The following is a 25,615-nucleotide window of genomic DNA, read 5'->3' as shown; positions in this document are numbered from 1 at the left end:
AGCCCGCCGCACGGGCGGCTCGACGACGCCCGGACTTCACCCGCTCGAGAACTGGACGCCTGTCCAGTTGGGTGTCTAGGTTGAGGCCCAGCCGATGCCCGCACCACAGCCCCCTGCAGGTGCGGGCATCGGCGACGACGGCGGTGCCGCCTCATCGTGTCCGACACGCCCGTGCCCCTGCTGCTCCGGTCCCGCTGGTCCGCGGGGGTACGGCGGCGCCCGTGGACGACGACCGCCGAGACCCGACCGACCACGACCCGACGGGAACCACCATGAGCACCTCGACCGGGCGCCGCGCCGCCGGGCGGGCCACCGCCGCCGCCGCCCTCGCTGCCACCGCCGCGCTCCTCGCGGGGCCGGCCCACGCGGCGGAGGGCGACACCTACGTGCCGACCGAGCCCTCGATGCGACTGACGACCCTCGCGCCCGTGTGCGAGAGCGACGCCGCGTACCTCGACTACGCGATCGAGGTGGAGGGCACGGACCACGACACCGCGACGGTCACGTGGATCAACCCCGACGGCGAGAGCGTCGTGCAGAGCGGGCTCCCGCTCTCGGGCCGCCTCCTGTGGCCCGGCGCGGTCGTCGACGACTCCGGCCGCGGGGTCGACTGGCCCGGCTGGCGCCTCGAGGACGGCCGGTGGGTCGAGGGCGACGAGTACGACTGGGTGCGCCCCTCCGTCGACGTCCGCTTCGAGGTCAACCCCCACGTCGTCGTGACGACCGTCTACCCGCCGGCGTCCCCCGACTGCGCGACGAACCCGCCCGGGCTGGACGACCCGGCCGGCGTCGTCCCCGTCTCGAGCACGGTCAGCGCCTCCGCGGCGAACCCGGGCCTCGCGGAGACCGGCGTGAGCGCGGCGCTGTACGCCGGGATCGCCGCGGTGCTCGCCGCCGCGGGCACCGCCGTCGTGATCGCGTCCCGCCGGACCCGCCGCGGCTGAGCCGCCGGAGAGCTCCGACCCGCACCGACGCCCGTCAGCCGCGCACCCCGCGCGGCCGGCGGGCGTCGTGCTGTCCGCGCGCCGCCCTTGACCCTGCCGACCCGCCGGGCTACCTTCCTAACGTCAGACATCTGACATCATCTGTTTAAGCGTTCTCGGCAGCGTCGCCGCGTTCCCCCGCGACCGTCCGCCCGCGCCGAGCACCGACCGGAAGGAACGGCATGATCGGACACCTCCGCAGACCCGCGCACCGCGCAGTGACCGTCGCCGCGGCGCTCACGCTCGCGGTGGGCGGCGTCGTCGCCCCCGTCACGACGGCGTCGGCCCACCACACGACCCTCGCCCCCGACTTCGACCTCGCGCCCGCCACCGGCGGACCGGGCTCGTACACCGAGCAGCAGCTCGCGACGAACGGACAGGGCGGCTTCCCCAACTACCGCATCCCGGCGCTCACCGTGGCGCCCAACGGCGACGTCCTCGCCTCGTACGACGGCCGCCCCACCGCGGCCGACTCCCCCGGGCCGAACTCGATCCTCCAGCGCCGCTCCACCGACGACGGCGTCACGTGGGGGCCGCAGGAGGTCGTCGCCGCCGGGAAGACCACCGCGCCGATCGAGGGCTACTCCGACCCGAGCTACGTCGTCGACCGGGAGACGGGGACGATCTTCAACTTCCACGTGAAGTCCTACGACCAGGGCTTCGGCGGCTCCCGGCCGGGCGTCGACCCGACCGCGCGCGACGTCATCCACGCCAACGTCTCCGCCTCCACGGACGACGGCCGCACGTGGACCCACCGCACCATCACCGCCGACGTCACCGCGGACCTCGGGTGGCGCTCGCGCTTCGCCGCGTCGGGCCAGGGCATCCAGCTCCGGTACGGCCCCCACGCGGGCCGGCTCGTGCAGCAGTACACGATCATCAACGGCTCCGGCCAGTTCCAGGCCGTGTCCGTCTACTCCGACGACCACGGCGCGACCTGGCAGGTCGGGCAGCCCGTCGGCACGGGCATGGACGAGAACAAGACCGTCGAGCTCTCGGACGGGCGCGTCATGCTCAACTCGCGCGACTCCGCCGGGTCGAAGTACCGCAAGGTCGCGTACTCGACCGACGGCGGCGTGACGTACGGGCCGGTCACCCTCGACACGGAGCTGCCCGACCCGACCAACAACGCGTCGATCGTGCGCGCGTACCCGAACGCGCCCCAGGGGTCGGCCGAGGCGAAGGTGCTCCTCTTCTCGAACGCCGCGTCGCAGACCGGGCGGGTCAACGGCACCGTCCGCGTCAGCTACGACGACGGCGAGACGTGGCCCGTCGCGCGCGTCTTCCAGCCGGGCGGCATGGCGTACTCGACGCTCGCCACGCTCGCGGACGGGACCGTCGGCCTGCTCTACGAGCCCGGTGGTGGCGGGGGCGGCATCCGGTTCGCCAAGCTCGACCACGACTGGCTCCTCGCGGCCCCGAGCAGCACGCCGGGCGAGGTCGAGGTCACCACGGCGAGCGTCACGAGCGCGACCCCGGCCGGCGGCTGGAAGGTCGGCGACATCGTCACCTACTCGTTCACGGTGACCAACCTGTCCGACGCCGTGACGACCGTCTCGCCGACGGGGAACCTCGAGCGGTTCGACCCCGCGCAGGGCGCGCCGAACTGCCGCTACCGCAACCTCGGGGCGCGCGCGGCGTACACGTGCACGTCCGCCCGGCACACGATCACGCAGGCCGACCTCGACGCGGGCTTCTTCGTCCCGCGCACCACGTGGACGTCGACGTCCGGCACGACCGTCACCACCGTCGAGCACGAGGGTCCCGGCGTGTACTTCGGCGCGCCCGGGAACATCAGCGTGCGCGGGACGCACGCGAACCCGCAGCCGTCGTACGCCGTGGGCGACCGCCTGAGCTTCACGTTCGACGTGCGCAACCTCTCGACGGCCGCGACCCAGGTCGTGCCCACGGGCAACCTCGCCGGGCTCGACCCCGCGAACGCCGCGCAGAACTGCCGGTACCGGAACCTCCCGGCCGAGGGGTCGTACACGTGCACGTTCGCGCACCACGTCGTCACGCAGGCCGACCTCGACCGCGGGTCGTTCACGCCCGCCACGACGTGGACCTCGACCTCCGGGTCGAGCGTGACGGTCGTCGAGCTCGACGGTCCGACGGTCGAGCTCGCCGCCGCCCCGGCCGCGCTCGCGGTCCAGGCGACGAGCCGCTGCCTCGCCGGCGGCGCGTACGTCGCGGTCACGGCGCGCAACACCGGCGACGAGCCCACCGACGTCACCCTGCGCACGCCGTACGGCGAGCGCACGGTGGCGGGCGTCCAGCCGGGCCGGGCGGCGTACCAGTCGTTCGCGGTCCGCGCGGCGTCGGTCGACGCCGGGAGCGCGAGCGCCGGGACGGCCGCAGCGGCCGTGGACGCCGACTACGCGGCGGCCGACTGCTCCTGACCCCGGGAGCGCCCGGCCGGGCGACGCGGGGGCGTCACCCGGCCGGGACTGCGTCGGTGCGGGCGGGGACACCGGCCGACCGGCGCGAGAGCAGCGCGGCGGCGAGGAAGCAGACGGCGCCGAGGAGCGTCCCGGCGTCGTCCCACCACGCGCTCAGGTACGTGCCCGTGGACGGGTCGACGTACGCCCCGACGGCGGACGCCGCGAAGGCGACGGAGCCGATCATGTTCAGCCACGTGCCGTGCCACGTGCGCGCGTCGGTGTCCCACAGATGGCCCCGGTCGCGCGTCGCGAGGACCGCGAGCGCCGACGACACGAGGAACGCGACCGAGCCGTAGGCGTCGGGCCTCCACCCCACCCACAGCGCGGTCGGGGCCTTCACGGCCGCGACGAGGGCCGCCGTCGTGCTCACGTTGAAGCACAGCGTCCCGACGAGCTGCACGGCCGCGGACCACCAGTCCCAGCGGTCGGCGGGCGGCGTGCCCGTGCGGGGCGGGCGGCGCCCGCTCAGGCCGAGCTGGACGAACGCCGCGGCCGTGAAGAAGACCGAGCCGACGACGAACGTCACCCCGGTCGCCACGGCGCCCACCGCGCCCGCGTACGGCGGGAGCGCGCCGACGAGGAAGCACAGCGACCCCGCCGCGAACCCCCACGCCTCGCGCCGCAGGCGGCGCCCCGGGTCGGCGGTGCGGGTCCGGGTCATGCTCGTCCTTCCGCCGTGCCGGGCCGGCCCGCGCGACGGCGGACCGGCCGTGTCAGGCGAGGATGCGGGCCTTCTGGGCCTCGAACTCTGCCGGCGTGAGCACGCCCTGGTCGCGGAGCGCGGCGAGCTGCGTCAGCTGCTCGATGCGCGCGTCCGTGGCCGCCGGGGCAGGTGCCGGCGCGGCGTACTGCGGCGGCGGGGCCGCGTACTGCGGCTGCTGCGGCGGGGCCGCGTACTGCGGCTCCTCCTGCGCGGCCCAGCGGCCCGCCTGGCGGCGCGAGACACGGTTCGAGACGGCGGTCGCCGTCCCGGCGACGACGGCGGTGCGGGCGACGCCGCGGAGCAGTCCTGGCACGGTGGTCTCCTTCCTGGCGCCGGTCAGCCGACCGGCTCGGTGGCGTCCAGCGACGCGATGAGCGCCTGGACCGGGATGCGCCCGCTCGCGACGAGCTGGGCACCGTTGCGGCGCAGCGCGGTCGCGAAGGGCGCCGCCCACACGTTCTCGTACACCAGCACGACGGCCGTCATGCCGGGCTCGACGGCGTCCACCGCCTGCGCGAGGTCGTCGTCGTCGAGCAGCCCCGACCGCGCGCCCTCGAACACCGCGAGCTCCGTCGACCCGTCGTCGAGCTCCTCGAGCCCGACGGCCGTCACGCCGCCGTCGTCCTCGCGGCGCACGACCACCAGGTCGAGCACGCGGATGATGCCGCGGTCCACGAGGTCGACGAGGTAGGGGAACGCGGCGTCGCCCGTCGCGCGGTCCGTCGGGAGCTCGACGACGAGGAAGTCGACGGGCCCGCTCTCCCGGAGGTCGTCGAGCCCGTCACCGGGCCCGTCGCTGAGTTCCTGCGTCATCGTGGCGTCCTCCCCGCGTCCGTCCCGCGCGGCGCACGGGATCGACCCCCAGGCTCGCCCCCGGGCGCCGTCCGCGTCCTCACCCGGGAAGTGTGAAGTCGCGTCACAGGTACGCGACGTGCACGCCGTCGATGCGCCCGTCGAGCGCGAACGGCATCCGGTCCGCGTACGCGCGCGACACCGCGCCCCCGTACGCGCGTCCCACGTCGAGGCAGTCGTTCGCGGAGAACAGCAGCGGCGCGCTGACGGGCACCGTGCCGGAACCGACCTCCTCGCCGTCGAGCCGCAGCACGACGTCGAGCGGCCCGGCCGGCCGCGGCTCGGCGTACGTCGTGACGATCTCGACCGTGTGGTCGCCGGCGGCGAGCGGCGCGCCCGACCGCACCACGGTCCGCTGGACGAGGAAGAGGTTGTACTCGTAGGTGAGGACGCCGTCGAGCAGGAAGCAGGTCAGCCCGCCGCCCGCGCCCCCGAGCTTGTAGAGCACGCCGTTCGCGGCGTCGGGGACGGAGAGCCGGATCTCGACCCGGTTCGGGCGGTTGCCCAGCGCCGGCGCGCAGAACTCCGGGATGCGCACGGTGTCCCCCGAGAGGTCCCACGCGGTGTACGGGGGACTGATCCGGTCCTCGGGGTGCATGACCGGCACCCACAGCCCGCCGCCCACCGGGAGCGCGTCGTTGCGTGCCGCCTCGATCGCGAAGAGCTCCTTGAGCTCGGCGAGCTTCTCGGGGTGCTCGGCGGCGAGGTCGTGCGCCTGGCTCCAGTCCTCGTCGAGGTGGTAGAGCTCCCACCGGTCCTGGTCCGGGGTCCACGTCTGGATCCCGGCCGGCATCCCCTGGACCCACGGCAGGCGTGGGCCGGTCGCCGACGCCATCCAGCCGTCGGAGTAGATCGACCGGCTGCCCATGATCTCGAAGTACTGCGTCCGACGGCGGCCCTCGGCGCCGGCGTCGTCGATCGAGTACGCGAGGCTCGTCCCGTCGATCGGGTCCTGCGGGACGCCGTTCACCGTCTCCGGGTGGGAGATGCCGAGGATCTCGTAGATCGTCGGCACCAGGTCCACGACGTGGTGGAACTGGGTGCGCGGCACGGGGTCGGGCTCGATGTGCCCGGGCCAGCTCACGAACATCGGGTTCCGCGTGCCGCCGAGGTGGGACGCGAGCAGCTTCATGCCCTGGTACGGCGACGACCCGGCCCACGCCCACGCGGCGTGGTACTGGTTGTCCGTCGCGGGGGTGCCGAGCGCGTCGAGGCCCCCGAGCTCCTCCAGGGCGGCGATGTGCTGCTCGACCGTCGAGGGGATGCCGTTCTGGGCGAGCAGCTCGCTGATCGTCCCGTTCTGCCCCTCCCCCGACGAGCCGTTGTCGCCCCAGATGTAGACGACGATCGTGTCGTCCCCGTAGCCGAGCCGCTCCACCTCGTCGAGCAGGCGCCCGGCCTGCACGTCCGCGTGCTCGCCGAACCCTGCGGCGACCTCCATGAGCCGCGCCTGGAACGCCTTCTGGTCGTCGGGGATGTCGTCCCAGCCGGCGAGGCTCTCCGGGCGCGGGGTGAGCTCCGCGTCGTCGGGCACCCAGCCCGCCGCCTTCGCGCCCGCGAGGGCCCGCTCCCGGTACGCGTCCCACCCGTCGTCGAACGCGCCGGCGTACTTGTCCGCCCACTCCTTCATGACGTGGTGCGGCCCGTGCAGCGCGCCGGTGGCCCAGTAGACGAAGAACGGCTTGTCCGGCGCGTTCGCCTTGTGGTCGCGCAGCCACCGCATCGCGTCGTCGGCGATGTCCTCGCTGAGGTGGTACCCCTCCTCCGGGGTCCTCGGCGGCAGGGTCGGGGTCGTGTTGCGCACGAGGTGCGGCTCGTACTGCGACGCCTCGCCCGCGAGGAAGCCGTAGAAGTACTCGAACCCGTACCCGGTGGGCCAGCGGTCGAACGGGCCTGCCGACGTCGTCTCCTCCGCCGGGGTGTTGTGCCACTTGCCCCACGCGCCGGTCGCGTACCCGTACTGGCGCAGCACCTCCGCGATCGTCGCGCTGCTCTTCGGGATGTGCCCCGAGTAGCCGTCCCAGTCGTTCGCGAGCTCCGCGATCTGGCCGTTGCCCACCCGGTGGTGGTTGCGCCCGGTGAGCAGGGACGCGCGCGTCGGCGAGCACATCGCAGTCGTGTGGAAGCGGTTGTACCCGATGCCGTTCGCGCGCACCCGGTCGAGCGTCGGGGTGCGGACGGCGCCCCCGAGCGTCGTCGGGAGCGCGGGCCCCGCGTCGTCGATGAGGATCACGACGACGTTCGGCGTGCCCGGGGGCAGGTGGCGCTCCGGCGGGCGCGGAGAGTACGTCGACTCCTGGATCGTCCGGCCCGCGACGCTGCCGGAGCGGCGGGGCGGGAACGGCAACGACCGCTCCGTGGGCAGGGGCGGTCCGACGACCGTCCGGCGGGGCTCGGTGCTCATCCACGCTCTCCCGTCTGTCCTGGGCCGTGCGGACCGACGCCGTGGCCCGCCCCGGGTGCGGACCTGCCGAGGTGCGGTGGGCGGGTGCGACGTCGTCGCCGACCGGCGCGCAGCAGGGAGGCGCGGCGGAGGGCATCGGCTCGACCGTACGGACGACGAGCGAGGCGCGGCATCACCCGCGACGGGCGAACCGGGTGGGGTCGACGCCGCCACACCTGACTCCGCGAGGAGAGCTGGGTGGACCTGCGGGGACGGGTGCGCACCGCCTGACCGGGCGGCGGATCGGCCATGATGGTCCTCGATGTCGCGCGCGGCCAGGGTCGTCCTCCGCGACGTGCACGGTACCGGGACCGGTCCGCGACGAGGGGGGCACTCTATGGAGGAGCAGGACGTCGACCGGGCGCACCGGCCGCCGAGACCTCGGCGCGTGCGCCTGCCCGTCTGGGCGGGGACGAGCCTCGTGGTCGTCGGGGCGCTGGTCGTCGTGGCGCTCCTCGTCTCGCGGCTCTCCGGCGGCGCCGAGGTCTGCCCCGCGATCGCGTACGCCGATCTCCTCGAGGTGGTGCTGACCGGCGACACCGAGGAGGTGCACCATCTTCAGGTGCGCGATGGCGGAGACGCCGGGTGGCAACCACCGCTGCCGACAGGTCCCGACGCGCAGGAGCCGGCCATCGCGACCTCACGGGAGGGTGACACCTGGTCCTTCACGGTCTTCTCGCGGACCAACCCGGTCGGGCTGCGCGCCCTCGAAGAGACCGGAGCAGTCCTCGCCGAGACCGAGAAGTCCGTCGAGTGGGTCCGCGTCGGAGGGTCGGAAGCGTGCGGCGGCCCGATGGAAGCCCGGGTGGGCTGGACGCTCTGATCACCTCCGGGCAGCACGGACCGGCCGTCGACGGCCACCCGTAGGGCCCGAGCGTCGTCCGCGTGCCCTGCCGCCGCCCGATCAGCCAGCCGGCTCGCGCCGTGCAGCGCGCACCTGCGCGGACCCGAGCACGGCGAGCGACGTGACGACGAGCAGAGCAGCCCCGGCCGCACACACCTCGGCCACGCCCGACCCCGTCGCAGCGGTGAAGAACGCCCCCACGATCGCGGCGGCGCTCAGGGTCGCCGCTGTTGCGACGGCTCGGGGCGCCTCGACGTCGGACGAGCCGCGGGCCCAGCCCCGGACCAGGCGCCAGCCGAGGACCCCGCACCCCAGGGCGAGGACCGCCCCGACACCACCTCCGAACGCGGAGAGCTGCTGCACTTCCGCGAGGAGCTCCGGTGACGCCGCTGCCGCACGGGGCGCCTCGTCGCGGTACTCCGTCACCGCCGCGGCGACGACCAGGCCGGGCAGCGCGCCGGCGACGCAGAGCAGGACGGTCGCGATCGCGAACAGCTCGACGGCCGGGCCCGCAGCGCGAAAGCCCCACGTCCAGGATCGTCCGTCGTTCATGCCTGAGGAGTGTGGCAGAGGTCGGTGTCGTCCGGGACGGATCGGCGCGCGGGTGGCGGTCTACGGCGTGGCGCGTGTAGAGCCTGTGATCGGCCGACCAGGATCTCACCGGTCCGCGCGCCGCTCCTGATGCACACCGTCGTCCGACACGGAGCGCCACTCGCCACGCCCGAGCGGCAGGACCGCTCGCTCGCGCGAAGAACCCGGGACCGGTGAGCCTCGTGGCACAGGGTCAGGCCGCGGCGCACCTGGACCACGTTCTCCAACGCTGGTCGGGGCCGAGACCGCGGCGCCGATCATCTGCGGCGCTACAGGTACGGCGTGCACTCACCTCAAACGGCGCCGGGCACACAACGCGCGACGCACCGCCGAGAACTCCATCGCACAAGCGCACGCCCGGGTCATAGGCTTCGCCGAAACGCGTCATTCGCCAAGCGAGAGAGAATCGGTCCGAATCGCTCGCACCAAAAGTCAACGGCGGCAAGGTCGGCCAACGGAAAGAAGGAATCGTCTCCATCCAGGCGCATCTCAGCAAACCACGATGCATCACGAACTGGATCCAGACCCCGACTCCGTTCCCGCTCTCTGGAAAACGGCGGACCCAGCCTTTCCCGCCGCGAAGCGTCTTCATCCCACATTCAGCAAGGGCCACCCCGAGGCTCGTACGCACCCGGCGCGCGGCCTCGCGCCGATCGATGTACTGGCTTGTCATACTTGGGAACCTCACACCCTCATCAGCATTCTCTTGACACCGAGGCGTTTGGTGGTCCGAGCATCTTTCGTGCGCGCTGCACAGAGCGCGGCGGGGTTTGCCCGTCTTCACCTCGAAAGCGACCCCCCGCGCACCACATCACGCTGCACACAGACAAACCTCCTGGTGAGCAGAGTCGGACACCAGGCCATGGGCAGGAGTGCTCGACGCTCGCTCCTCAGGAGCCGCTGCGGGAGCGCCGTCGCCACGGGAGCCGACGAACCGTTCGCTGCGGTGGATGCGCGATGTCCGCATCCAACCCCTGAGACTCCAACCACCACTTCGCGTCGGCATAATTCTGCGCGCTGAGCCTCAGGCCTGCGGCAAGATCGAGCGCACGCGAGCCGAATTCTGGGAGTTCCGCTCTCCCCGAGATGTCCCAGACATCCTGGACCCACCCGAGCGGCGCCCTCCGCATGTTCGACGGAGGGATCTTGGACTCCAGCAACAGCACGCACAGCGTCTCCACAGAACTGCACGCATCGATGAACGGGAGCGTGACCCGCCTGAAGTCGTCGACGATCACGCTCGGCCAACCCGGAACCGCCTCCCCGTACTCGAATGAGGCCCAAGGACAGCCTCGCTCGATCTCCGACACAGCTCGTGCCTGGTCAAATCCGTACAACCAGTTTCCCAGCGTCTCACTCCCCTGCCAGCAGTCTACGGTCACCGTCCGCACACGCTTCAGTCGGTTCTCGGGGTTGAGCCACACGCTCATGGCGATTCCGCTGAGCACATTCGGTTCGCGGCGAAACACACGCCCATCCAATCGGAAGCCGCGGGAAAGCAGGTCATCGGCGAACAGGTCTTGAAGATTGATCTCTGCCAAGGGCACTCCCGCTGATTTTTCTCGACGCCATCGTGAACCAGCCGTTCGTGACGGCACACACCAGCGCGCACCGGCAACCGAAACCCACATCCGTACGGGCAGGCCCCAGCCTGGATCACAGCAAGCTCAGAACAAGCGAAGGTGCACGGACCATAGCCCATCCGCCGATCGAACCGCTGAAACTGCACCGGGTGAATGCCGACGAGGGAGGACGGCCCGCGTCCCCGCGCGGGACTCGCCGTCCTGGTTCGCGGCGGGTCGAGGCAGGACGAGCCTGTGACGGGCCATCGTGACTTCACGGATCGGCCCCGCTTCCGCCCGACGTCGGTCTACGGCGTGGTGGGGGTGTTGAGCGCCTGCTCGGCCAGGACCTCACCGGTCCGGGCGTCGAGGACGACGATCGCGTCGGCGGGCAGCGTCTCGGGGGGCGGGGGTACGTAGCCCTCGACGGGACCGCAGGTGCGCCGGTCGAAGGACTCCAGGACGGTGCCGCTGACGGTCTCGACCGTGGCGGTGGCGGGGTGGTCGAGGATCTGCTGGGGCCATTCCTCGACGGGCAGGTAGCCACCGACGGTGTCGGCGGGGATCGCGTTCCACCAGCCCTCGAGCCCGCCGATCTCGTACGTCGTGCCGTCGGGCTGGTACTGGGTCGCCGTGTTCCCGCCGGGTTGCGCCACGTAGCTCGCGCAGAACCGGACGCCGTTCGTTTCGCGCTCGGGCGTGGACGGCTCGGGCGCGCTCGTCGTGGCGTCGGTGCGCGGCGCGTCGCTCGGGCCCGCCGGCACGACCCGGCCCAGCCGGGTGCTGGGCTCGGTGCCCGCGGTCCCGAGCGCGGCCGGCACCACCAACGCCACCACGGCGATCAACGCGACCGCGGACCCGGCGACCGCGCCGAGACGACGGCGCGTGCGGACTCGCCGCGCGCGGGTCAGGACCTCAGCGGGGTCGAGGTCGGGGTCGAACGGCGCGGCGCGCAACCGGTCGCGCAGCGCGGCGGCGAGGTCGTCGTCGTTCACGGGTGCTCCTCTCCCAGCACGACACGCAACGTGGCGAGTCCGCGCGACGCCGAGGCCTTGACGGTGCCGGGCGTGACGCCCAGCTCGACGCTGACCTGCTCGACCGACAGGTCCAGCAGGTGACGCAGCACGACGACCCGGCGCTGGCGCGGCGGCAGGGTCATCAACGCCCGCACGAGCTCGTCACGGAGCACCACCGCGTCGTCGCCCGCCGCGTGCGCGCGCTCGGGCACGACGTCGACGAGCCGCTCGCGGCGCCGTCGTCGCCAGTGGTCGACCCGGAGGTTCACCAGCACGCGTCGCGCGTACGGCAGCGGGTCCTGGCGCGCCCGCGGCCACGCGCGCCACACGCGCTCGTACGCCTGCTGCGTCAGCTCCTCGGCCCGGTGCCGTTCGCCGACCAGCAGGTAGGCCGTCGTGGCCAGCGCTCTCGCCGAGTCGCGCACGAACGCCTCGAACTCGACCGACGACGACCGGTCGCCCACCGCGAGCGGGAGCGACGCCTCGACCTCGACGCCGCTCGACCCGACCCCCTGCTCCACCCGCACCTCCGCCATCGACCCTTCTGTCACCCACGACAACGCACGAGCCCGCCGAGAGGTTGAGACGCGTAACCCCTGGCGCGGAGTCGTGGGGCGATGGCAAGGCCGTCGGAGTCGTGCGACGACCGGGGGGCGCTCTCCTCCACTTCCCGAGGGACGAGATGGCTCGGCCGCTCAGGGAGGGCCCCCTCAGTCGCAGCTGTTCTCGACGTGCTCGGTGACCGCGCTGAACGAGTCCTGGTAGTCGTCGTCGAGCAGGAGCTCGGTCCCGTCGTCGCCGTCGGCCAGGGCGTCCGCGACGTCCGCGGCCGTCGTCGTCACGCGGTCCCAGTCCGCGCTGAGCTCGTCGGGCGCGGTGACCTCGCGCATCGCCTCGGCGTCCTGCGCGAACGCGTCCGCGTCCTCGTCGCGCGTGAGCGACTCCGTGCTGGCCCTGACGGTCTCCTCGTAGGACCGGGCGGCGTCGCAGAAGCTCGGCTCGTCCGCCGTGCGGGCCCCCGCCGACACCAGCACCGCACCCGCCGCGGCGACCGCCGCGACCCGGTACCGCAGAGCTCTCATGACCGTCCTCGTCTCGCACCCCGCCCGGCCTGGGCGGCCCGGCCTCCCCGGGCGGGCCGAGGAGCACTGCCGATGATGCCCCAGGCCCTCCGTCACCGCTCCCGGACGGCGCGCACGAGCCGCGGCGACGCCGTCTGCGTAGCGTGGTGCCCATGACACGCGTCGAGAGCTCGAAGGTCACGGTGGTGGGCGCCGGGAGCGTGGGGACCAGCCTGGCGTACGCCGCGCTGATCCGCGGCTCCGCACGGACGGTGGCGCTCTACGACATCAACCGCGCGAAGGTCGAGGCCGAGGTGCTCGACCTCGCGCACGGCACGCAGTTCACGGGGGCGAGCCAGGTCGTCGGTGGTGCGGACCCGTCGGTCGCGGAGGGGTCGCACGTCGTCGTCATCACCGCCGGTGCGAAGCAGGACCCGGGCCAGAGCCGCCTGGACCTCGCGGGCACGAACGTCCGCATCCTCGAGACGCTGCTGCCGCAGCTCCTCGAGCACGCGCCGGACGCCGTCTACTGCATCGTCACCAACCCGTGCGACGTGCTGACCGTCGCGGCGCAGCAGATCAGCGGCCTGCCGACGTCGCGCGTGTTCTCGTCCGGCACGGTGCTCGACACCTCTCGGCTGCGCCGCCTCATCGCCGACAAGGCCCGGGTCGCGGCGACGAGCGTGCACGCCGACATCGTGGGCGAGCACGGCGACACCGGGTTCGCGCTGTGGTCGCAGGCGCGCATCGGGCCGGTGCCGATCCTCGACTGGGTCTCGCCCGACGGCCACCACTTCACGCACGGCGAGCTCGACGAGATCACGGACCAGGTCCGCCAGGCTGCGTACCGGGTGATCGAGGGCAAGGGCGCGACGAACTACGCGATCGGGCTCGCGGGTGCCCGGATCGTCGAGGCGGTCGTCAGCGACCAGCACGCCGTGCTGCCCGTCGGCACCGTGCACGACGACTACCGCGGCATCGGCGGCGTCGCGTTCTCCGTGCCGAGCGTCATCAGCTCCGGCGGCGTCCAGCAGGTCCTCGACCTCACGATGTCGGCGGCCGAGGAGCGCCAGCTCCGCGCGTCCGCCGAGGCCCTGCACGCCGCGCAGCAGGACCTCGGGCTCGAGTAGCCGCCGGCCCCGGGCCCCTCCGCTTGCGGGTGGAGCCCGGCGCACGGAGCGTGGTGCTCGTCCGGGACGCGCCGTGAGGCCGTCCACCGACGCGAGCGTCGTGCGCCGAGGCGACGCCCACCGAGGAGGCCGCCATGACCGACAGCAGCGGACGCCACGCGTCCGGCACCGCACGGGACGAGGAGTCGCGGCCCGCCCCCGACGCCGACCACAAGCCCGACTCCCCCACGGACCTGCGCAAGCCGTCGTGGGGCTTCGCCGTCAAGGGCGCGGTGCGCGAGTTCATGGACGACCAGTGCACCGACCTGGCCGCCGCGCTGACGTACTACGCGGTGCTGGCGTCGGCGCCCGCGTTGCTGGCGCTCGTGTCGATCCTCGGGCTCGTCGGCGACGGCGAGAAGGCCGTCGAGTCGGTGCTCCAGAGCGTCGAGGGCGTCGTGCCGCAGACCACGCTCGACATGATCAAGCCGCTCGTCGAGAACGCCGCCAACACGGACAAGGCCGGGTTCGCGCTCGTCATCGGTGTCGTGCTGGCCCTGTGGTCGGCGTCCGGCTACGTGGGTGCTTTCTCCCGGTCGATGAACCGGATCTACGAGATCGAGGAGGGGCGCCCGATCTGGAAGCTGCGCCCCGTGATGCTCGGCGTCACCGTCATCACCGTGCTGCTCGCGGGCCTGGTCGTCGGGAGCCTCGTCCTGTCCGGGCCGATCGCGCGCCAGGTGGGCGAGCTCGTCGGCCTCGGGGACACCGCGATCGCCGTCTGGCAGGTCGCGAAGTGGCCGGTCGCGCTCCTGCTCGTCGTCATCCTCGTCGCGCTGCTCTACCACCTCACGCCGAACATCAAGCAGCCCAAGTTCCGCTGGGTCAGCCCGGGCGCGATCCTGGCGATCCTCGTCTGGGTCGCCGCCTCGGCGGCGTTCGGCCTCTACCTCGGCAGCGGGCTGAGCAACTACGGCGCGACCTACGGCACCCTCGCGGGCGTCATCATCTTCCTCCTGTGGCTCTGGCTGACGAACCTCGCGCTCCTGCTCGGCGCCGAGCTCGACGCCGAGGTCGAGCGGAGCCGTGAGCTGCAGAGCGGCATGCCCGCGGAGGAGCGCATCCAGCTCCCGCCGCGCGACACGCGCGCGAGCGACAAGAAGGCCGCCAAGCGCGAGGAGGCGGTCGAGCAGGCGCGCGCCCTCCGCGAGTCGAACGGCCGGTCGACGGACACCGACAGCGACACCGACACCGACTCCCCCGGGACCGGGCGCACGAGCACGGACGACGAAGGCACCGGCCCGGGCACGACGCCGCGCCGCGACTGACCGCGCCGGCGCCGCCGGGCTCGACGCGCCCGGCGGCGCCCCCGCGGTTACGGTCGTGGCGGGTCGAGACGAGGCCCGTCCTCCACCCTCGGGAGCCGCGACATGCCCGACCTCGCCCGACCCACCACCTCCGGCCTCGTCCCGCTGTACCTGGGCCCGCCGTCGACCCCGCTCGCCGACCGGTCCGCGCTCGTCGGGCCCGACGAGCTCGCCGCGATCGACGCCGCCGGGACCGACGTCACGACCCTCCTCGACCACGCGCGGACGATCGGCGCCCGGGCGCCGTTCCCCGGCGACGGGCGGACCGCCGAGCTCTGGGGGGCGCTCGCCTCGCTGGCCGCGACGGACGTGGGCGCCGCGCGCGTCGTCGAGCCGCACCTCGACGCCCTCGCGATCCTCGGGCAGGTCCCGGTCCCCGTCGCGCTCGACGCCGTCGGGGCGGGTCCGGACAGCACGTGGGGCGTGTACGCGGCGGAGGGCCCCGGCGTCCGGCTGGAGGCGCACGAGCGCGACGGCGCGTGGGTGCTGTCGGGCACGAAGCCGTGGTGCTCCCTCGCCGCCGATCTCTCGCACGCGCTCGTCACCGCGTGGACCGACGCCGGTCGGCGGCTGTTCGCGGTCGGGCTGCGGTCGCCGGGCGTCGTCCCCGCCGACGGGCCGTGGGTCGCGCGCGGGCTCGCCCAGGTCGTGAGCGCCGCGGTCCGGTTCGACGACGTCCCGGCCGTGCCGGTCGGGGCGCCCGGCTGGTACCTGGAGCGGCCGGGGTTCGCGTGGGGCGGCATCGGCGTCGCGGCGTGCTGGTGGGGCGGCGCGGTGGGGCTGGCGCGGACGCAGCGCGACGCGCTCGCCGCGCGCGAGCCGGACCAGCTCGCGCTCGCGCACCTCGGTGCGACGGACCGCGCGCTCGCCGCCGGGCGGGCGGTCCTCGCGGAGGCCGCGAGCGCCGTCGACGCGGGCATCGAGGGCCCTGACGCCTCCCTGCTGGCGCGGCGCGTCCGCGGGGTCGTCGCGGAGGTCGTCGAGGAGGTGCAGCGCCGCTGCGCCCACGCGCTCGGCCCGGGCCCGCTGACTACGGACGAGCGGTTCGCGCGACGCGTCGCGGACCTCGGCCTGTACGTGCGCCAGCACCACGCGGAGCGCGACGACGCGTCGCTCGGCCGCGCCCTCCTCGCGCACGGGACGACGGCGTGGTGACGTTCGACCACCGCGAGCCCGGCACGTCGGAGGACGCCTGGGTGCGCGCCGGGATCCTGGACGTCCCACGCCTCGACGTGGGCGAGGTCGCGCACCTCGTGGTGCTCGCCGCGCACCCCGACGACGAGTCGTTCGGCGCGGCGGGGCTCGTGCACGAGCTGGCCGGTCGCGGCACCGCGGTCACCGTGGTGGTCGCGACGGACGGCGAGGCGTCGCACGCGGGCTCGGCGACGATCTCGCCCGAGCGGCTCCGCGCCGTCCGCCGCGCGGAGGTGGCCGAGGCGGTGGGCGTCCTGGCCCCTGCGGCCCGGCTCGTGCTGCCCGGCCTGCCCGACGGCGGTCTGCGCGAGCAGCGCCACGACCTCGCCCGGGTGCTCGGCGACGTGCTGGACGACGTGCTCGCCGGGCCGGGCGGCGAGGGCGTGCCGCCGTCGTCGGTCGTGCTGTGCGCGCCGTGGCGCGGCGACGGGCACCGCGACCACCGCATCGCGGGCGAGGTGGCGGCAGGGGTCGCCGACCGCCTCGGCGTGCGCCTCCTGGAGTACCCCGTGTGGCTGTGGCACTGGGCGGACCCGGGCGACGACGCGGTGCCGTGGCCGACCCTGCGCGCGCTGCCGCTGGGCGCGGAGGCCAGGGAGGCCAAGCGGCGCGCCCTCGCCGCCCACGTGACGCAGGTCGAGCCGCTGTCCGCGGCGCCCGGCGACGAAGCGACGCTCGGCCCGGAGATGCTCCGGCACGCGGACCGCGACGTCGAGGTGCTCGTCGACGCGTCGGGCCGCCGGGTCGCGAAGGAGCCCGCGGACCCGGGCGCGAGCCTCGGAGCGGGGTTCTTCGAGCGCTTCTACGCAGGCCGACGCGACCCGTGGGGGTTCGAGACGCGGTGGTACGAGCAGCGCAAGCGGGCCGTCCTCCTCGCGAGCCTCCCCCGGCCGCGGTTCCGGGCCGCGCTCGAGGTCGGGTGCTCGACGGGCGTGCTCACGGCCGAGCTCGCCGCGCGCTGCGACCTCGTGGTCGGCGTGGACGTCGCCGAGGCTCCGCTGGCGGAGGCGCGGCGCCGCCTCGGGCCGGAGGTCGAGCTGCTGCGTCTCGACACCCCGGGCGAGTGGCCCGACGGCACCTTCGACCTCGTCGTGCTCTCGGAGGTCCTCTACTACTACGGTCGCGACGACCTCGACCGCGCGCTGGACCGGGCGACGGCGTCGCTCGCCGCCGACGGCGTGCTCGTCGCGTGCCACTGGCGGCACGAGGTCCTCGAGTACCCGCTGGGCGGCGACGAGGTGCACGCGCGTCTCGCCGCCCGCCCGGAGCTCGACCGGCTCGCGCACCACGTGGAGGAGGACTTCGTCCTCGACGTGCTCGTCCGCCGTCCGACGGTCTCGGTCGCGCGCGCGACGGGGCTGCTGTGAGCGCCCCGGGGAGCGGGTCGGCGGGCGCCGTCGAGCGCGTCGTCGTGGTCGTCCCCGCCCGCGACGAGGAGGAGCTGCTGCCCCGCTGCCTGGCGGCGCTCGGGCGGACGACGGCCGTCGTCGCGCGGGACCGGCCGGACGTGCGGGTCGCGGTCGTCGTCGTGCTCGACGGCTGCACGGACGGGAGCGCGCGCGTCGCCCGGGCCGCGAGCGTGCGCGTGGTGGAGGTCGCGTACGGCAACGTCGGGCGCGCTCGTCGGGCGGGGGTGCGCGCCGGCGTGGCCGACCTGCAGGTGCGCCGGGACGGCGCCGCGGCGCGCACGTGGCTCGCGTGCACCGACGCGGACTCCGCGGTGCCCGACCACTGGCTGACGCGTCAGCTCGACCTCGCGGACGCCGGCGCGGACGTCGTGGTCGGCACGGTCCGCCCCGAGCTGGCCGCCCTCTCGCCGGACCGGGCGCGCGCGTGGCTCGCCACGCACCGGCCGGGCACGGCCAACGGGCACGTGCACGGCGCGAACCTGGGGATCCGCCTCACGGCGCACGACGCCGCGGGCGGGTTCGCGCCCGTCGCGGAGCACGAGGACGTGGGGCTCGTGGAGCGCGCGCGGGCCGCGGGGGCGCGCGTCGTCGCCGACGCGGCCGGGGAGGTCCTGACGTCGGCGCGCCTCGTCGGACGCACGCCCGGCGGGTACGCCCGGCACCTGCGCGAGGACCTGCTCGCGCACGACCTCCCCGCCTGAGGCGCCACCCTCCCGGCGAGCGCAGTCCCGACGGCGGGTCAGGCGCTCGTGCGCCGCACGACGACGGACGGGAACGTCCGCTCGTCGTCGTGCCGCCGCCCGAGCAGGGCCGCGGTCGCGGCGGCCGCGATGCGCTCCACCGGGTGCGTGGCCGTCGTCAGGCCGGGACCGGCCTGCTCCGCGAACGGCTGGTCGTCGAACCCGGTGACGGCGACGTCGTCGGGCACGCGGACGCCGTCCTCCGCGAGCGCGCGCATCGCGCCCACGGCGAGGGTGTCGCTCATCGCGACGAGCGCGTCGACGCCGGGCCAGCGCAGTCGCGCCTCGCGCGCGGCCTCCGCGCCGGCGAGCCACGAGAGGTCGGCCGCGACGACGCGCGTCGGGCGCCCCGCCGCCCGGACCACGCTCTCGTAGGCCTCGACGGCACGCCGCGACCCGGGCAGCCAGCCCGGTCCCGTGAGCATGACGACGTCGCGCCGTCCGTCCGCGAGCACGTGCACGACGAGCGCGGCGATCCCGGCGGCGGCATCGACGTCGTACGAGGGGACGCGGCCGTCCGCGGGGCCGATCGCCGCGACGCGCGGGACGAGCTCGCGCGGGACGCTCGCGAGCACGTCCGCCGAGTAGTCGACGAGCAGCACGCCGCCCACGCCGGGGTCGCGCGCGAGGCGACGCAGCTCCTCCCGCGGGTCGCGGCCGAGCCAGCGCAGGGCGACCCCGACGCCCTGGGTGTCCGCGGTGCGGCTCGCCGCCGCGACGACGCGCGCGACGTAGGGGTCGGCGAGCAGGTCCGCCGACGGCGACCCGACCGCGACCACGACGCGCTCGCCCCGACCGCTCGCGAGCGCACGTGCTCCCGGGTGCGGCACGTAGCCCAGCTCGTCGACCGCGGCGAGCACGGCGCGGCGCGCCTCGTCCGAGACGGGGCCCGTCCCGCGCACGACGCGCGACGCCGTCGACCGCGACACGCGCGCGGCGGCCGCGACGTCGTCGAGCGTGGTGGTCGGCATGGCGTACTCCCGGCGTGGTCCTGTCGGCGGTGACGGGCGACGCGCCCGGACCACCACGCTAACCCGGGGAGCACGCTCCGTGGAAGCGTTCCCACACCGTGTCCGTCCTCAGGTCCTGCGCGCGGGCGCCCAGGCCCGACCGGGCGCTCGGCCGCGGCCGTCAGGACGCGCGGGTCGCGGGCACGCGGTCGTCGTCCGTCGCGCGCGCCCGCCGCGCGGCGAGACCCAGCGCGACGACGGCGATCCCCGCACCGACGAGCGCACCGATCGAGTTGGAGAGCCAGTCGTTCGTGTCGCACGACCGGCCCAGCGCCGGGACGAGCGCCTGGAACGCCTCGACGAGCGCCGACGCGACGACCCCGCCCAGCAGCGCGACGAGCGGCCGGCGGAGCAGCAGCGCCGCGAGAAGAACAGGCGGCACGAACAGCACGACGTTCGCGAACAGCTCGACCCGGGCCGGCGTCGGCAGCACCCAGCCCACCGTGCAGACGGCGTACAGCTCGCGGTCGACCGGGACGAGCGTCAGCAGGAGCAGCGGCACGAGGGACAGGGCGAGCAGCGCGCCGGTGAGCCGACGGCGCCCGACGAGCCACGAACCCAGGAACGGGCCGACGACGACGAGGGCCGCGAGCGCGAGCGGCGACATCCAGGGGTGCGCGACGAGGAGCGTGGAGATCATGGGGGCGACAGTCTGTCAGGAGACGCGTGTCGGCGGGGCACGGTAGACCTGTGCCATGACGACGACGCCCGCGCCCTCGCCCGCCCCGACCCCGGACGCGGGCTGGTGGATCTGCCGCACGTGCGCCGTCGAGCACGCCGAGCGCCCCGCGGTGTGCGCGATCTGCGCCGACGAGCGCCAGTGGGTGCCCCCCACGGGCCAGGCGTGGACCACGCTCGCCGAGCTCGCCGCGGCGGGCGAGCGCCTCGTGCTGGAGGAGCTCGAGCCCGACCTGTTCGGCCTGACGAGCGAGCCGAGCGTCGGCATCGGGCAGCAGGCCAAGGTCGTGCGCACCCCGGCAGGCACCCTGCTGTGGGACCCGCCAGGCTACGTGGACGACGCCGCCGTCGAGCAGGTGCGCGCGCTCGGCCCGGTCGTCGCGATCGCCGCGAGCCACCCCCACATGTTCGGCGTCCAGGTCGAGTGGAGCCGTGCGCTCGGCGACGTCCCCGTGCTCGTCGCCGAGGCGGACGCGCACTGGGTCGCGCGACCCGACCCGGTCGTCGAGACCTGGACCGGCGAGCGCGAGGTGCTGCCGGGCGTCGTGCTCTCGCAGCCGGGCGGCCACTTCCCCGGGAGCGCCGTCGTGCACTGGGCCGCCGGCGCCGACGGTCGGGGCGTGCTGCTCTCCGGCGACACGATCTTCGCCAACCCCGACCGCACGTCGGTGAGCTTCATGCGGTCCTACCCCAACCGCATCCCGCTCTCGGCGGCCGTCGTGCTGCGCGTCGCCGAGCGCGTGGCGCGGCGCCCGTTCGAGCGGCTCTACAACAACTTCGAGGGCGTGATCCCCGCCGACGCCCGCGCGGTCGTGCTCCGCTCCGCGCAGCGGCACGCCGCGTGGGTCCGCGGCGACTTCGACCACCTCACCTGACCCCACCCCCCACCAGGGCTGCGACCGCGCGCGGCCCGGCCGAGGATGGGAGCGGAGGTGACGACGATGCCGAGGCGTGTCTCAGGGGCCGCGGTGGCGGCGACGGGGACGTGGGTCGACCCGGACGGCGTCCGCATGCCCGCAGGCGAGGTCCACGCGTGGGAGCGCGGCACCAACGCGACGGTGTGCCGCCTCCAGCTCAGCCGCCAGGGTCTCGTGCGGTTCCCCCACGTGACGTGGGCCGACGTCCAGCCCGCGACCGGGCGGGACGCCGACGCCGTCACGTCCGTCTGCCGCCGCTGCGCCGCCGGGACGGGCGCCCGGCGCGACGAGAAGCCGTGGCGCCGGATCGACCCGCGGCCGTGTCGGCGTCCTCCCCGGGTCGTGGACAGGTCGCCCGCAGGGCGCTCTGCGGGCTGGCCGTCGTCATGGCCGTGGCGTCCGGCTGCGCTCTCGGGACCGGCGAGCCGACGGCGTACTGCCAGCCCGACGACCCGCTGGTGACGCCGCAGCGCGTCGCTCCGGGCGACGACCTGCGTGTCGAGGTGCCGAGCAGCAGCGGGGGCACGGGGTGCGAGCACGACCTGCCGGACCGGGCACGCTACGAGGTGCTGATCACGGTCCGGGGACCCGCGAGCGATCCCGCCACCAGCCGGTACAGCGCGTCCCTCGGGACCCTCGAGCCCGGTGACGGCGGTGCCGCGGACGGCACGTTCCCGGTCCCCGACGACGTGCCCTCCGGCGAGGCCCAGGTCTCGGTGAGCCTCCGGCACGCCCCCACGGTGTGCGAGGTCGACCCGACGATCGGGTGCGCTGCACCGCCGTCCGCGCTCGTGGACGTCGCGCCCTGACGCCGGCGCCCGGTGGGACTCACGCCGAGACGGCCACCGGGGTGCCCGGGACGTCGCGCCGCACGACCGCCGCCTGCGGACCGGTGCGGAGCGCGACGAGCGCGACGTCGTCCTCGGCGTCGCCGGGGAGGACCTGGGAGAGCGCCGTCCGCACCACGTCGTCCAGGCTCGCGCCCGCGAGGCCCCGCAGCGCGTCGGCGAGCGCCGCGACGTCGTCCCGGATGCTGTGCCCGCGGCGCTCCACGAGCCCGTCCGTGTACAGGACGAGGGTGTCGTCGGTGCCGAGCTCGACGGTGTGGTCGCGCCGGCCCGCGCCCGGCCGCAGCCCGAGCGGGAGGTCGTTGCGCACGGTGAGCACCTCGACCGCGCCGTCCGCGCGGACGACGACCGGGGGCAGGTGGCCCGCGCTGGACCAGCGGACGGTCCGCACGCCGCGGGAGCGCTCGTCGTCGCTCTGCTCGATGCGGGCGACGACGGCGGTCGCCACGGCGTTGATCCCCAGGGCGAGGCCGTCGATCGCGGCGTCCACGCGCTCGAGCAGGCGGGCCGGGGTCGCGCCGCTGTCGTAGCCGATGGCGCGCACCAGGCCGCGGAGCTGGCCCATCGTCGCGGCGGCGCCGAGGTCGTGCCCGACGACGTCCCCGATGACGAGGGTCGTCACGCCGTCGGACGCCACGAACGCGTCGTACCAGTCGCCGCCGATGTCGCGGTCGTGGGTCGCGGGCTGGTAGTGCACCGCGACCTCGAGGTCCTCGGGCTGCGGCGGCTCGGTGAGCACGGCCTGCTGGAGCACGAGCGCGAGCTCGCGGGCGCGCGCCGTCTCCTCCTCCGACCGCTCGGCCCGACGGCGCAGCTCGTCCAGGGTCGTCCGCATCCGCGCGGCGTCGCGCAGCGCCGCACCGATGGTCGTGGCGAGACCCGTGAGGTAGCGCGCGTAGTCGTCGTCCCACGGGCGGCCGGTCGCCGCCTGGAGGACCAGGACGCCCGCAGCACCCCGCGGGCTCGCGTCCCGCAGGGGCTTGACGACGCGGCCCCGCGCGACCTCGCGCTGACCGGTCGCGAGGGTGCGCCCGACGGCCTCGGCCTCCGTGCCGTCGGCCGCGTGGCCCGCCTCCAGGAGCACGCGGGGGCGCGGGCCGTCGATGGCGTAGAACGCGACGCGCGCGACGTCGGCGCTGCGGGCGAGCACCTCGACCACCGGTCGGGCGAACGCGCCCAGGCTGCCGGCCGTCGTCGGCAGGACGGCGTGCAGCTCGCCGAGCGTGAGCAGACGGCGCTGGTTCACGACCTCGCGCGTCGTCTCCGTCGCGATGTCGAGGACGCCGGCGATCCGGCCCTCGTCGTCGCGCAGCGGGCTGTAGGAGAAGGTGAAGTAGGTCTCCTCGTCGAAGCCCGACCGGTGCATGACGAGGGGCATGTCCTCGCTCCACGTCGCGCGGCCCTCGGTGAGCACGGCGTCGAACAGCGGCCCGATGTCGTCCCAGATCTCCGGCCACACCGCACGGACCGGCGCGCCGAGCGCGCTCGGGTGCTTGTCGGTGCCGAGCATGTCCCGGTACCCGTCGTTGTAGAGGAGCGTCAGCTCCGGGCCCCACACGATCATCGCGGGGAACCGGGTGGAGAAGCACAGCCGCACCGCGTGGCGGAGGGCGACCGGCCAGGTCGCGGGCTCTCCCAGCGGGGTGTCCGCCCACACGACCTCGCGAGCGAGGCGACCGACGTCGCTGCCCGACGTCGCCTCGTCAAACCAGCTCGCGTCCGCGTTCACCTCCGCATCGTAGAGGGCTCCGGGCCTCGGGACGGCGCGTGGGGCGTGCTGAGACGGGCCGTTAATCGCTGTTCCACGCTGCGCGCACCGCGCAGGATCGGGGCCATGGACGACACCACGGAGCAGGAGCTCACCGGCGGCAACGTGAACGACGTCGTGCGGCGCGGGGACACCGTGCGGCGCTCGGCGGGCCCGTGGACCCCGACCGTCCAGGCGCTGCTGGCGTGGGTGCGTGCCCAGGGCGTCTCGTTCGTGCCCGCCCCGCTGGGGCTCGACGAGCGCGGCCGCGAGGTGCTCGGCTGGATCCCCGGCGAGACGGGCGGCTGGCCGGTCCCGGACTGGGTGTGGACGGCCGCGGCACGCGAGCAGGCGGCGGGGATGCTGCGGACGGTGCACGACGCCTCGGTCGGCTTCGCTCCCCCGGGTGCCGTGTGGCGCTCGCCGGTGCGCGAGCCCGCGGAGGTCGTGTGCCTCAACGACGTCGCGCCGTACAACATGGTGCACGACGGCGAGCGGGTCGTCGGGTTCATCGACGTCGACATGGCGGCGCCCGGGCCGCGCGCGTGGGACCTCGCCTACCTGGCCTACCGGATGTGCGGGTGGTGCGAGGACATGCCCGCTCCCGCGGACGCCCGGCCCGAGGAACGGCTGGCGCACCTGCTGGAGGCCTACGGGCCGGACGCGGCGCCGGGGGCCGCCGTCGCGCTCCGCACGATGCGCGAGCGCCTGCTCGACCTCGCGGACTGGACCGAGGAGCGTGCCCGGACGACGGGCCGCGACGACCTGCGGGAGCACGCCGCGCTCTACCGGCGGGCCGTCGAGCGCCTGCCGCGGGGGTGAGGGGTGGTTGCCGGTGCCGCACCAGCAGGGGGCAGAGATGCGGCACCGGCTGTCCCTCACGCTAGATGCGAACTGGACAAGCGTCCAGTAGCGAGAGCGGGTGAAGTTGACGAAGGTCCCTTCCGCTGACAGCGCTTTCCGCTGAAGATGTGGCCCATGGGGCTGAACTGGGGGAACACCGGACCGGACGTGTACGAGGCGCGCGCGCCCGAGGGCGTCTACCGCATCGTCGCGCGCGGCACGGAGTGGTGCCTCGAGAAGCCGTTCCCGACGCCAGGCCGCATCGGCGGGTTCCCGTCGACCGCCGAGGCCATGGCCTGGGGCGACGACCTGCACCTCGCCGCGAGCGGCCCGCGCGTCCGCACGCCGCAGCCCGCGTGGCCCACCGTGGACGAGTTCGCGCGCGTCGTCGACGTCCAGCCCACGGTCCTGCGCTCGTGGATCGCGGTGCACGCCGGCGGCTCGACGAGCCCTCGGCGCCGCATCGACCCGGCGACCCAGCAGCGCATCCGCACGTTCTACCAGCTCGACCCGACGCCCTGACCCCGCGGCCCCACCGCCCCGCACCCCCCGCGTGACCCGCGCGGTGAACTGCTCCCAGCAGCTCAGCCACCCAGCAGCAGGGACACCCCGATCGTCGCCATGACGACGGCGATCACGCCGTCGAGCACGCGCCACGCCCCGGGCCGGGCGAAGACCGGCGCGAGCAGCCGCGCGCCGAAGCCGAGCGCGGTGAACCAGACGACGCTCGCCACCATCGCCCCGGTGCCGAACAGCCACCGGGCGGTGTCGGCGCCTCCGGCCCCCGCCCCTCCCGCGTGGGCGGCGGCGTAGCCCGCGGCGAGCGACCCCAGCAGCAGGACCGTGTCGAGGTACACGTGCGGGTTGAGCCACGTGAGGGCCAGCGACGTGCCCACGGCCGACCGCGCCGACGTCGCCCCCGCGCCCGACGCCGGGTCGAGCCCTCCGGGGCGCAGCGCCCGCCGGGCGGCGAGCGCCGCGAGCGTCAGGAGGAACGCGGCGCCACCCCAGCGCACGACGGTGAGGAGCACGGGCGCACCCGTGACGAGCGCGCCGAGGCCGGCCGTCCCGGCCGCGATGAGCACGAGGTCCGAGAGCGCGCACACGAGGACGACGGGCAGCACGTGCTCGCGCCGCAGCCCCTGGCGCAGCACGAACGCGTTCTGCGCGCCGATCGCGACGATGAGGGACAGCCCGGCGGCGAGGCCGGCGGCAAGGGGCGCGAGGAGGGCGAGCACCCCTGGACGGTAGGGACGC

General features: G+C 74.9%; 25 protein-coding genes. 12 read left to right on the top strand and 13 right to left on the bottom strand.

Features of this window, described 5'->3' with window-relative positions:
• The first annotated feature begins 272 nt into the window (after positions 1 to 272).
• Both ACPCUX_RS17305 and ACPCUX_RS17300 read left to right on the top strand, forming a co-directional pair.
• Positions 273 to 944 carry a peptidase gene (locus tag ACPCUX_RS17305; protein ID WP_391513420.1) on the top strand — a complete coding sequence of 224 codons (672 nt, stop codon included), beginning with the start codon at positions 273 to 275 and terminating at the stop codon, positions 942 to 944.
• Between the two features lie 221 nt (positions 945 to 1,165).
• Positions 1,166 to 3,382, top strand: coding sequence for a sialidase family protein (locus ACPCUX_RS17300; RefSeq protein WP_423389260.1), 2,217 nt, complete (start codon positions 1,166 to 1,168; stop codon positions 3,380 to 3,382).
• A 34-nt stretch (positions 3,383 to 3,416) separates the two neighbouring features.
• On the opposite strand, the gene ACPCUX_RS17295 is transcribed toward ACPCUX_RS17300, so the two are convergent.
• From ACPCUX_RS17295 to ACPCUX_RS17280, 4 genes are all read right to left on the bottom strand, one after another.
• Positions 3,417 to 4,085, bottom strand: a complete 669-nt coding sequence (locus ACPCUX_RS17295; RefSeq protein ID WP_171467198.1) for a YrhK family protein — start codon at positions 4,083 to 4,085, stop codon at positions 3,417 to 3,419.
• A gap of 52 nt (positions 4,086 to 4,137) precedes the next feature.
• The gene (locus ACPCUX_RS17290) at positions 4,138 to 4,440 is read right to left on the bottom strand and encodes an SHOCT domain-containing protein (protein ID WP_137279997.1); all 303 of its coding nucleotides are present in this window, start codon (positions 4,438 to 4,440) and stop codon (positions 4,138 to 4,140) included.
• 23 nt (positions 4,441 to 4,463) lie between these two features.
• The gene (locus tag ACPCUX_RS17285) at positions 4,464 to 4,940 is read right to left on the bottom strand and encodes a DUF6325 family protein (protein WP_021480863.1); all 477 of its coding nucleotides are present in this window, start codon (positions 4,938 to 4,940) and stop codon (positions 4,464 to 4,466) included.
• A 103-nt stretch (positions 4,941 to 5,043) separates the two neighbouring features.
• Positions 5,044 to 7,383 carry an arylsulfatase gene (locus tag ACPCUX_RS17280; RefSeq protein ID WP_423389259.1) on the bottom strand — a complete coding sequence of 780 codons (2,340 nt, stop codon included), beginning with the start codon at positions 7,381 to 7,383 and terminating at the stop codon, positions 5,044 to 5,046.
• 427 nt (positions 7,384 to 7,810) lie between these two features.
• Here ACPCUX_RS17280 and ACPCUX_RS17275 point away from each other — a divergent pair, with 427 nt between their 5' ends.
• Entirely contained in the window at positions 7,811 to 8,245 is a 435-nt protein-coding gene (locus tag ACPCUX_RS17275) for a hypothetical protein (RefSeq protein ID WP_423389258.1), read from the top strand.
• A gap of 81 nt (positions 8,246 to 8,326) precedes the next feature.
• On the opposite strand, the gene ACPCUX_RS17270 is transcribed toward ACPCUX_RS17275, so the two are convergent.
• The 5 genes from ACPCUX_RS17270 to ACPCUX_RS17250 all read right to left on the bottom strand — a co-directional run bounded on the left by ACPCUX_RS17270 (position 8,327) and on the right by ACPCUX_RS17250 (position 12,517).
• Positions 8,327 to 8,818 carry a hypothetical protein gene (locus ACPCUX_RS17270; protein WP_423389257.1) on the bottom strand — a complete coding sequence of 164 codons (492 nt, stop codon included), beginning with the start codon at positions 8,816 to 8,818 and terminating at the stop codon, positions 8,327 to 8,329.
• 929 nt (positions 8,819 to 9,747) lie between these two features.
• A complete protein-coding gene (locus tag ACPCUX_RS17265) occupies positions 9,748 to 10,398 on the bottom strand; it encodes a hypothetical protein (RefSeq protein ID WP_423389256.1) in 651 nt (216 codons plus the stop codon).
• A 329-nt stretch (positions 10,399 to 10,727) separates the two neighbouring features.
• Entirely contained in the window at positions 10,728 to 11,414 is a 687-nt protein-coding gene (locus ACPCUX_RS17260) for a hypothetical protein (RefSeq protein ID WP_423389255.1), read from the bottom strand.
• Positions 11,411 to 11,971, bottom strand: a complete 561-nt coding sequence (locus tag ACPCUX_RS17255) for a SigE family RNA polymerase sigma factor (RefSeq protein WP_423389254.1) — start codon at positions 11,969 to 11,971, stop codon at positions 11,411 to 11,413. Before ACPCUX_RS17255 ends, ACPCUX_RS17260 begins: the two co-directional genes overlap by 4 nt.
• 174 nt (positions 11,972 to 12,145) lie before the next feature.
• Positions 12,146 to 12,517, bottom strand: coding sequence for a hypothetical protein (locus ACPCUX_RS17250; RefSeq protein ID WP_423389253.1), 372 nt, complete (start codon positions 12,515 to 12,517; stop codon positions 12,146 to 12,148).
• 152 nt (positions 12,518 to 12,669) lie between these two features.
• Between ACPCUX_RS17250 and ACPCUX_RS17245 the strand changes: the two genes are divergently transcribed.
• The 5 genes from ACPCUX_RS17245 to ACPCUX_RS17225 all read left to right on the top strand — a co-directional run bounded on the left by ACPCUX_RS17245 (position 12,670) and on the right by ACPCUX_RS17225 (position 18,276).
• Positions 12,670 to 13,626, top strand: a complete 957-nt coding sequence (locus ACPCUX_RS17245) for an L-lactate dehydrogenase (RefSeq protein ID WP_423389252.1) — start codon at positions 12,670 to 12,672, stop codon at positions 13,624 to 13,626.
• A gap of 134 nt (positions 13,627 to 13,760) precedes the next feature.
• Positions 13,761 to 14,933, top strand: a complete 1,173-nt coding sequence (locus ACPCUX_RS17240) for a YihY/virulence factor BrkB family protein (protein WP_423389251.1) — start codon at positions 13,761 to 13,763, stop codon at positions 14,931 to 14,933.
• Between the two features lie 102 nt (positions 14,934 to 15,035).
• Positions 15,036 to 16,127 carry an acyl-CoA dehydrogenase family protein gene (locus ACPCUX_RS17235; protein ID WP_423389250.1) on the top strand — a complete coding sequence of 364 codons (1,092 nt, stop codon included), beginning with the start codon at positions 15,036 to 15,038 and terminating at the stop codon, positions 16,125 to 16,127.
• Entirely contained in the window at positions 16,124 to 17,533 is a 1,410-nt protein-coding gene (locus tag ACPCUX_RS17230) for a PIG-L family deacetylase (protein WP_423389249.1), read from the top strand. The genes ACPCUX_RS17235 and ACPCUX_RS17230 overlap by 4 nt, the downstream gene beginning before the upstream one ends.
• Positions 17,530 to 18,276, top strand: a complete 747-nt coding sequence (locus tag ACPCUX_RS17225; RefSeq protein WP_423389248.1) for a glycosyltransferase — start codon at positions 17,530 to 17,532, stop codon at positions 18,274 to 18,276. The genes ACPCUX_RS17230 and ACPCUX_RS17225 overlap by 4 nt, the downstream gene beginning before the upstream one ends.
• A 38-nt stretch (positions 18,277 to 18,314) precedes the next feature.
• Here ACPCUX_RS17225 and ACPCUX_RS17220 read toward each other — a convergent pair whose 3' ends face one another.
• Both ACPCUX_RS17220 and ACPCUX_RS17215 read right to left on the bottom strand, forming a co-directional pair.
• Entirely contained in the window at positions 18,315 to 19,286 is a 972-nt protein-coding gene (locus tag ACPCUX_RS17220) for a LacI family DNA-binding transcriptional regulator (RefSeq protein ID WP_423389247.1), read from the bottom strand.
• A 160-nt stretch (positions 19,287 to 19,446) separates the two neighbouring features.
• Positions 19,447 to 19,965, bottom strand: coding sequence for a VanZ family protein (locus tag ACPCUX_RS17215; RefSeq protein WP_423389246.1), 519 nt, complete (start codon positions 19,963 to 19,965; stop codon positions 19,447 to 19,449).
• Between the two features lie 55 nt (positions 19,966 to 20,020).
• Here ACPCUX_RS17215 and ACPCUX_RS17210 point away from each other — a divergent pair, with 55 nt between their 5' ends.
• Together ACPCUX_RS17210 and ACPCUX_RS17205 are read left to right on the top strand one after the other, a co-directional pair.
• Positions 20,021 to 20,878, top strand: a complete 858-nt coding sequence (locus tag ACPCUX_RS17210; protein ID WP_051028345.1) for an MBL fold metallo-hydrolase — start codon at positions 20,021 to 20,023, stop codon at positions 20,876 to 20,878.
• A 362-nt stretch (positions 20,879 to 21,240) separates the two neighbouring features.
• Positions 21,241 to 21,729 (top strand): hypothetical protein, encoded by a 489-nt coding sequence (locus ACPCUX_RS17205; RefSeq protein ID WP_423389245.1) that lies wholly within the window; start codon positions 21,241 to 21,243, stop codon positions 21,727 to 21,729.
• Between the two features lie 19 nt (positions 21,730 to 21,748).
• Here the strand turns inward: ACPCUX_RS17205 and ACPCUX_RS17200 are convergent, their stop codons facing one another.
• Positions 21,749 to 23,497, bottom strand: coding sequence for a SpoIIE family protein phosphatase (locus ACPCUX_RS17200; protein ID WP_423389244.1), 1,749 nt, complete (start codon positions 23,495 to 23,497; stop codon positions 21,749 to 21,751).
• 105 nt (positions 23,498 to 23,602) lie between these two features.
• Here ACPCUX_RS17200 and ACPCUX_RS17195 point away from each other — a divergent pair, with 105 nt between their 5' ends.
• Both ACPCUX_RS17195 and ACPCUX_RS17190 read left to right on the top strand, forming a co-directional pair.
• Entirely contained in the window at positions 23,603 to 24,337 is a 735-nt protein-coding gene (locus tag ACPCUX_RS17195; RefSeq protein ID WP_423389243.1) for an aminoglycoside phosphotransferase family protein, read from the top strand.
• Positions 24,338 to 24,493: 156 nt separating this feature from the next.
• A complete protein-coding gene (locus ACPCUX_RS17190) occupies positions 24,494 to 24,880 on the top strand; it encodes a hypothetical protein (RefSeq protein WP_144723503.1) in 387 nt (128 codons plus the stop codon).
• A gap of 62 nt (positions 24,881 to 24,942) precedes the next feature.
• Here ACPCUX_RS17190 and ACPCUX_RS17185 read toward each other — a convergent pair whose 3' ends face one another.
• Complete coding sequence (locus ACPCUX_RS17185; RefSeq protein WP_423389242.1) at positions 24,943 to 25,596, bottom strand: LysE/ArgO family amino acid transporter; 654 nt, start codon at positions 25,594 to 25,596, stop codon at positions 24,943 to 24,945.
• Positions 25,597 to 25,615 lie beyond the last annotated feature (19 nt).

The organism is Cellulosimicrobium sp. AB352 (genome assembly GCF_049538415.1).
GTDB lineage: Bacteria > Actinomycetota > Actinomycetes > Actinomycetales > Cellulomonadaceae > Cellulosimicrobium > Cellulosimicrobium funkei.
This window is presented reverse-complemented; position numbering and strand designations above follow the sequence as displayed.

What these genes read in the sequence shown, in the direction of transcription:
- ACPCUX_RS17305 (WP_391513420.1), top strand. Translation starts at nt 273, where the DNA reads ATGAGCACCTCGACCGGGCGCCGCGCCGCCGGGCGGGCCACCGCCGCC.
- ACPCUX_RS17300 (WP_423389260.1), top strand. Translation starts at nt 1,166, where the DNA reads ATGATCGGACACCTCCGCAGACCCGCGCACCGCGCAGTGACCGTCGCC.
- ACPCUX_RS17295 (WP_171467198.1), bottom strand. Translation starts at nt 4,085, where the DNA reads ATGACCCGGACCCGCACCGCCGACCCGGGGCGCCGCCTGCGGCGCGAG.
- ACPCUX_RS17285 (WP_021480863.1), bottom strand. Translation starts at nt 4,940, where the DNA reads ATGACGCAGGAACTCAGCGACGGGCCCGGTGACGGGCTCGACGACCTC.
- ACPCUX_RS17280 (WP_423389259.1), bottom strand. Translation starts at nt 7,383, where the DNA reads ATGAGCACCGAGCCCCGCCGGACGGTCGTCGGACCGCCCCTGCCCACG.
- ACPCUX_RS17270 (WP_423389257.1), bottom strand. Translation starts at nt 8,818, where the DNA reads ATGAACGACGGACGATCCTGGACGTGGGGCTTTCGCGCTGCGGGCCCG.
- ACPCUX_RS17255 (WP_423389254.1), bottom strand. Translation starts at nt 11,971, where the DNA reads ATGGCGGAGGTGCGGGTGGAGCAGGGGGTCGGGTCGAGCGGCGTCGAG.
- ACPCUX_RS17250 (WP_423389253.1), bottom strand. Translation starts at nt 12,517, where the DNA reads ATGAGAGCTCTGCGGTACCGGGTCGCGGCGGTCGCCGCGGCGGGTGCG.
- ACPCUX_RS17245 (WP_423389252.1), top strand. Translation starts at nt 12,670, where the DNA reads ATGACACGCGTCGAGAGCTCGAAGGTCACGGTGGTGGGCGCCGGGAGC.
- ACPCUX_RS17240 (WP_423389251.1), top strand. Translation starts at nt 13,761, where the DNA reads ATGACCGACAGCAGCGGACGCCACGCGTCCGGCACCGCACGGGACGAG.
- ACPCUX_RS17235 (WP_423389250.1), top strand. Translation starts at nt 15,036, where the DNA reads ATGCCCGACCTCGCCCGACCCACCACCTCCGGCCTCGTCCCGCTGTAC.
- ACPCUX_RS17220 (WP_423389247.1), bottom strand. Translation starts at nt 19,286, where the DNA reads ATGCCGACCACCACGCTCGACGACGTCGCGGCCGCCGCGCGCGTGTCG.
- ACPCUX_RS17215 (WP_423389246.1), bottom strand. Translation starts at nt 19,965, where the DNA reads ATGATCTCCACGCTCCTCGTCGCGCACCCCTGGATGTCGCCGCTCGCG.
- ACPCUX_RS17210 (WP_051028345.1), top strand. Translation starts at nt 20,021, where the DNA reads ATGACGACGACGCCCGCGCCCTCGCCCGCCCCGACCCCGGACGCGGGC.
- ACPCUX_RS17195 (WP_423389243.1), top strand. Translation starts at nt 23,603, where the DNA reads ATGGACGACACCACGGAGCAGGAGCTCACCGGCGGCAACGTGAACGAC.
- ACPCUX_RS17190 (WP_144723503.1), top strand. Translation starts at nt 24,494, where the DNA reads ATGGGGCTGAACTGGGGGAACACCGGACCGGACGTGTACGAGGCGCGC.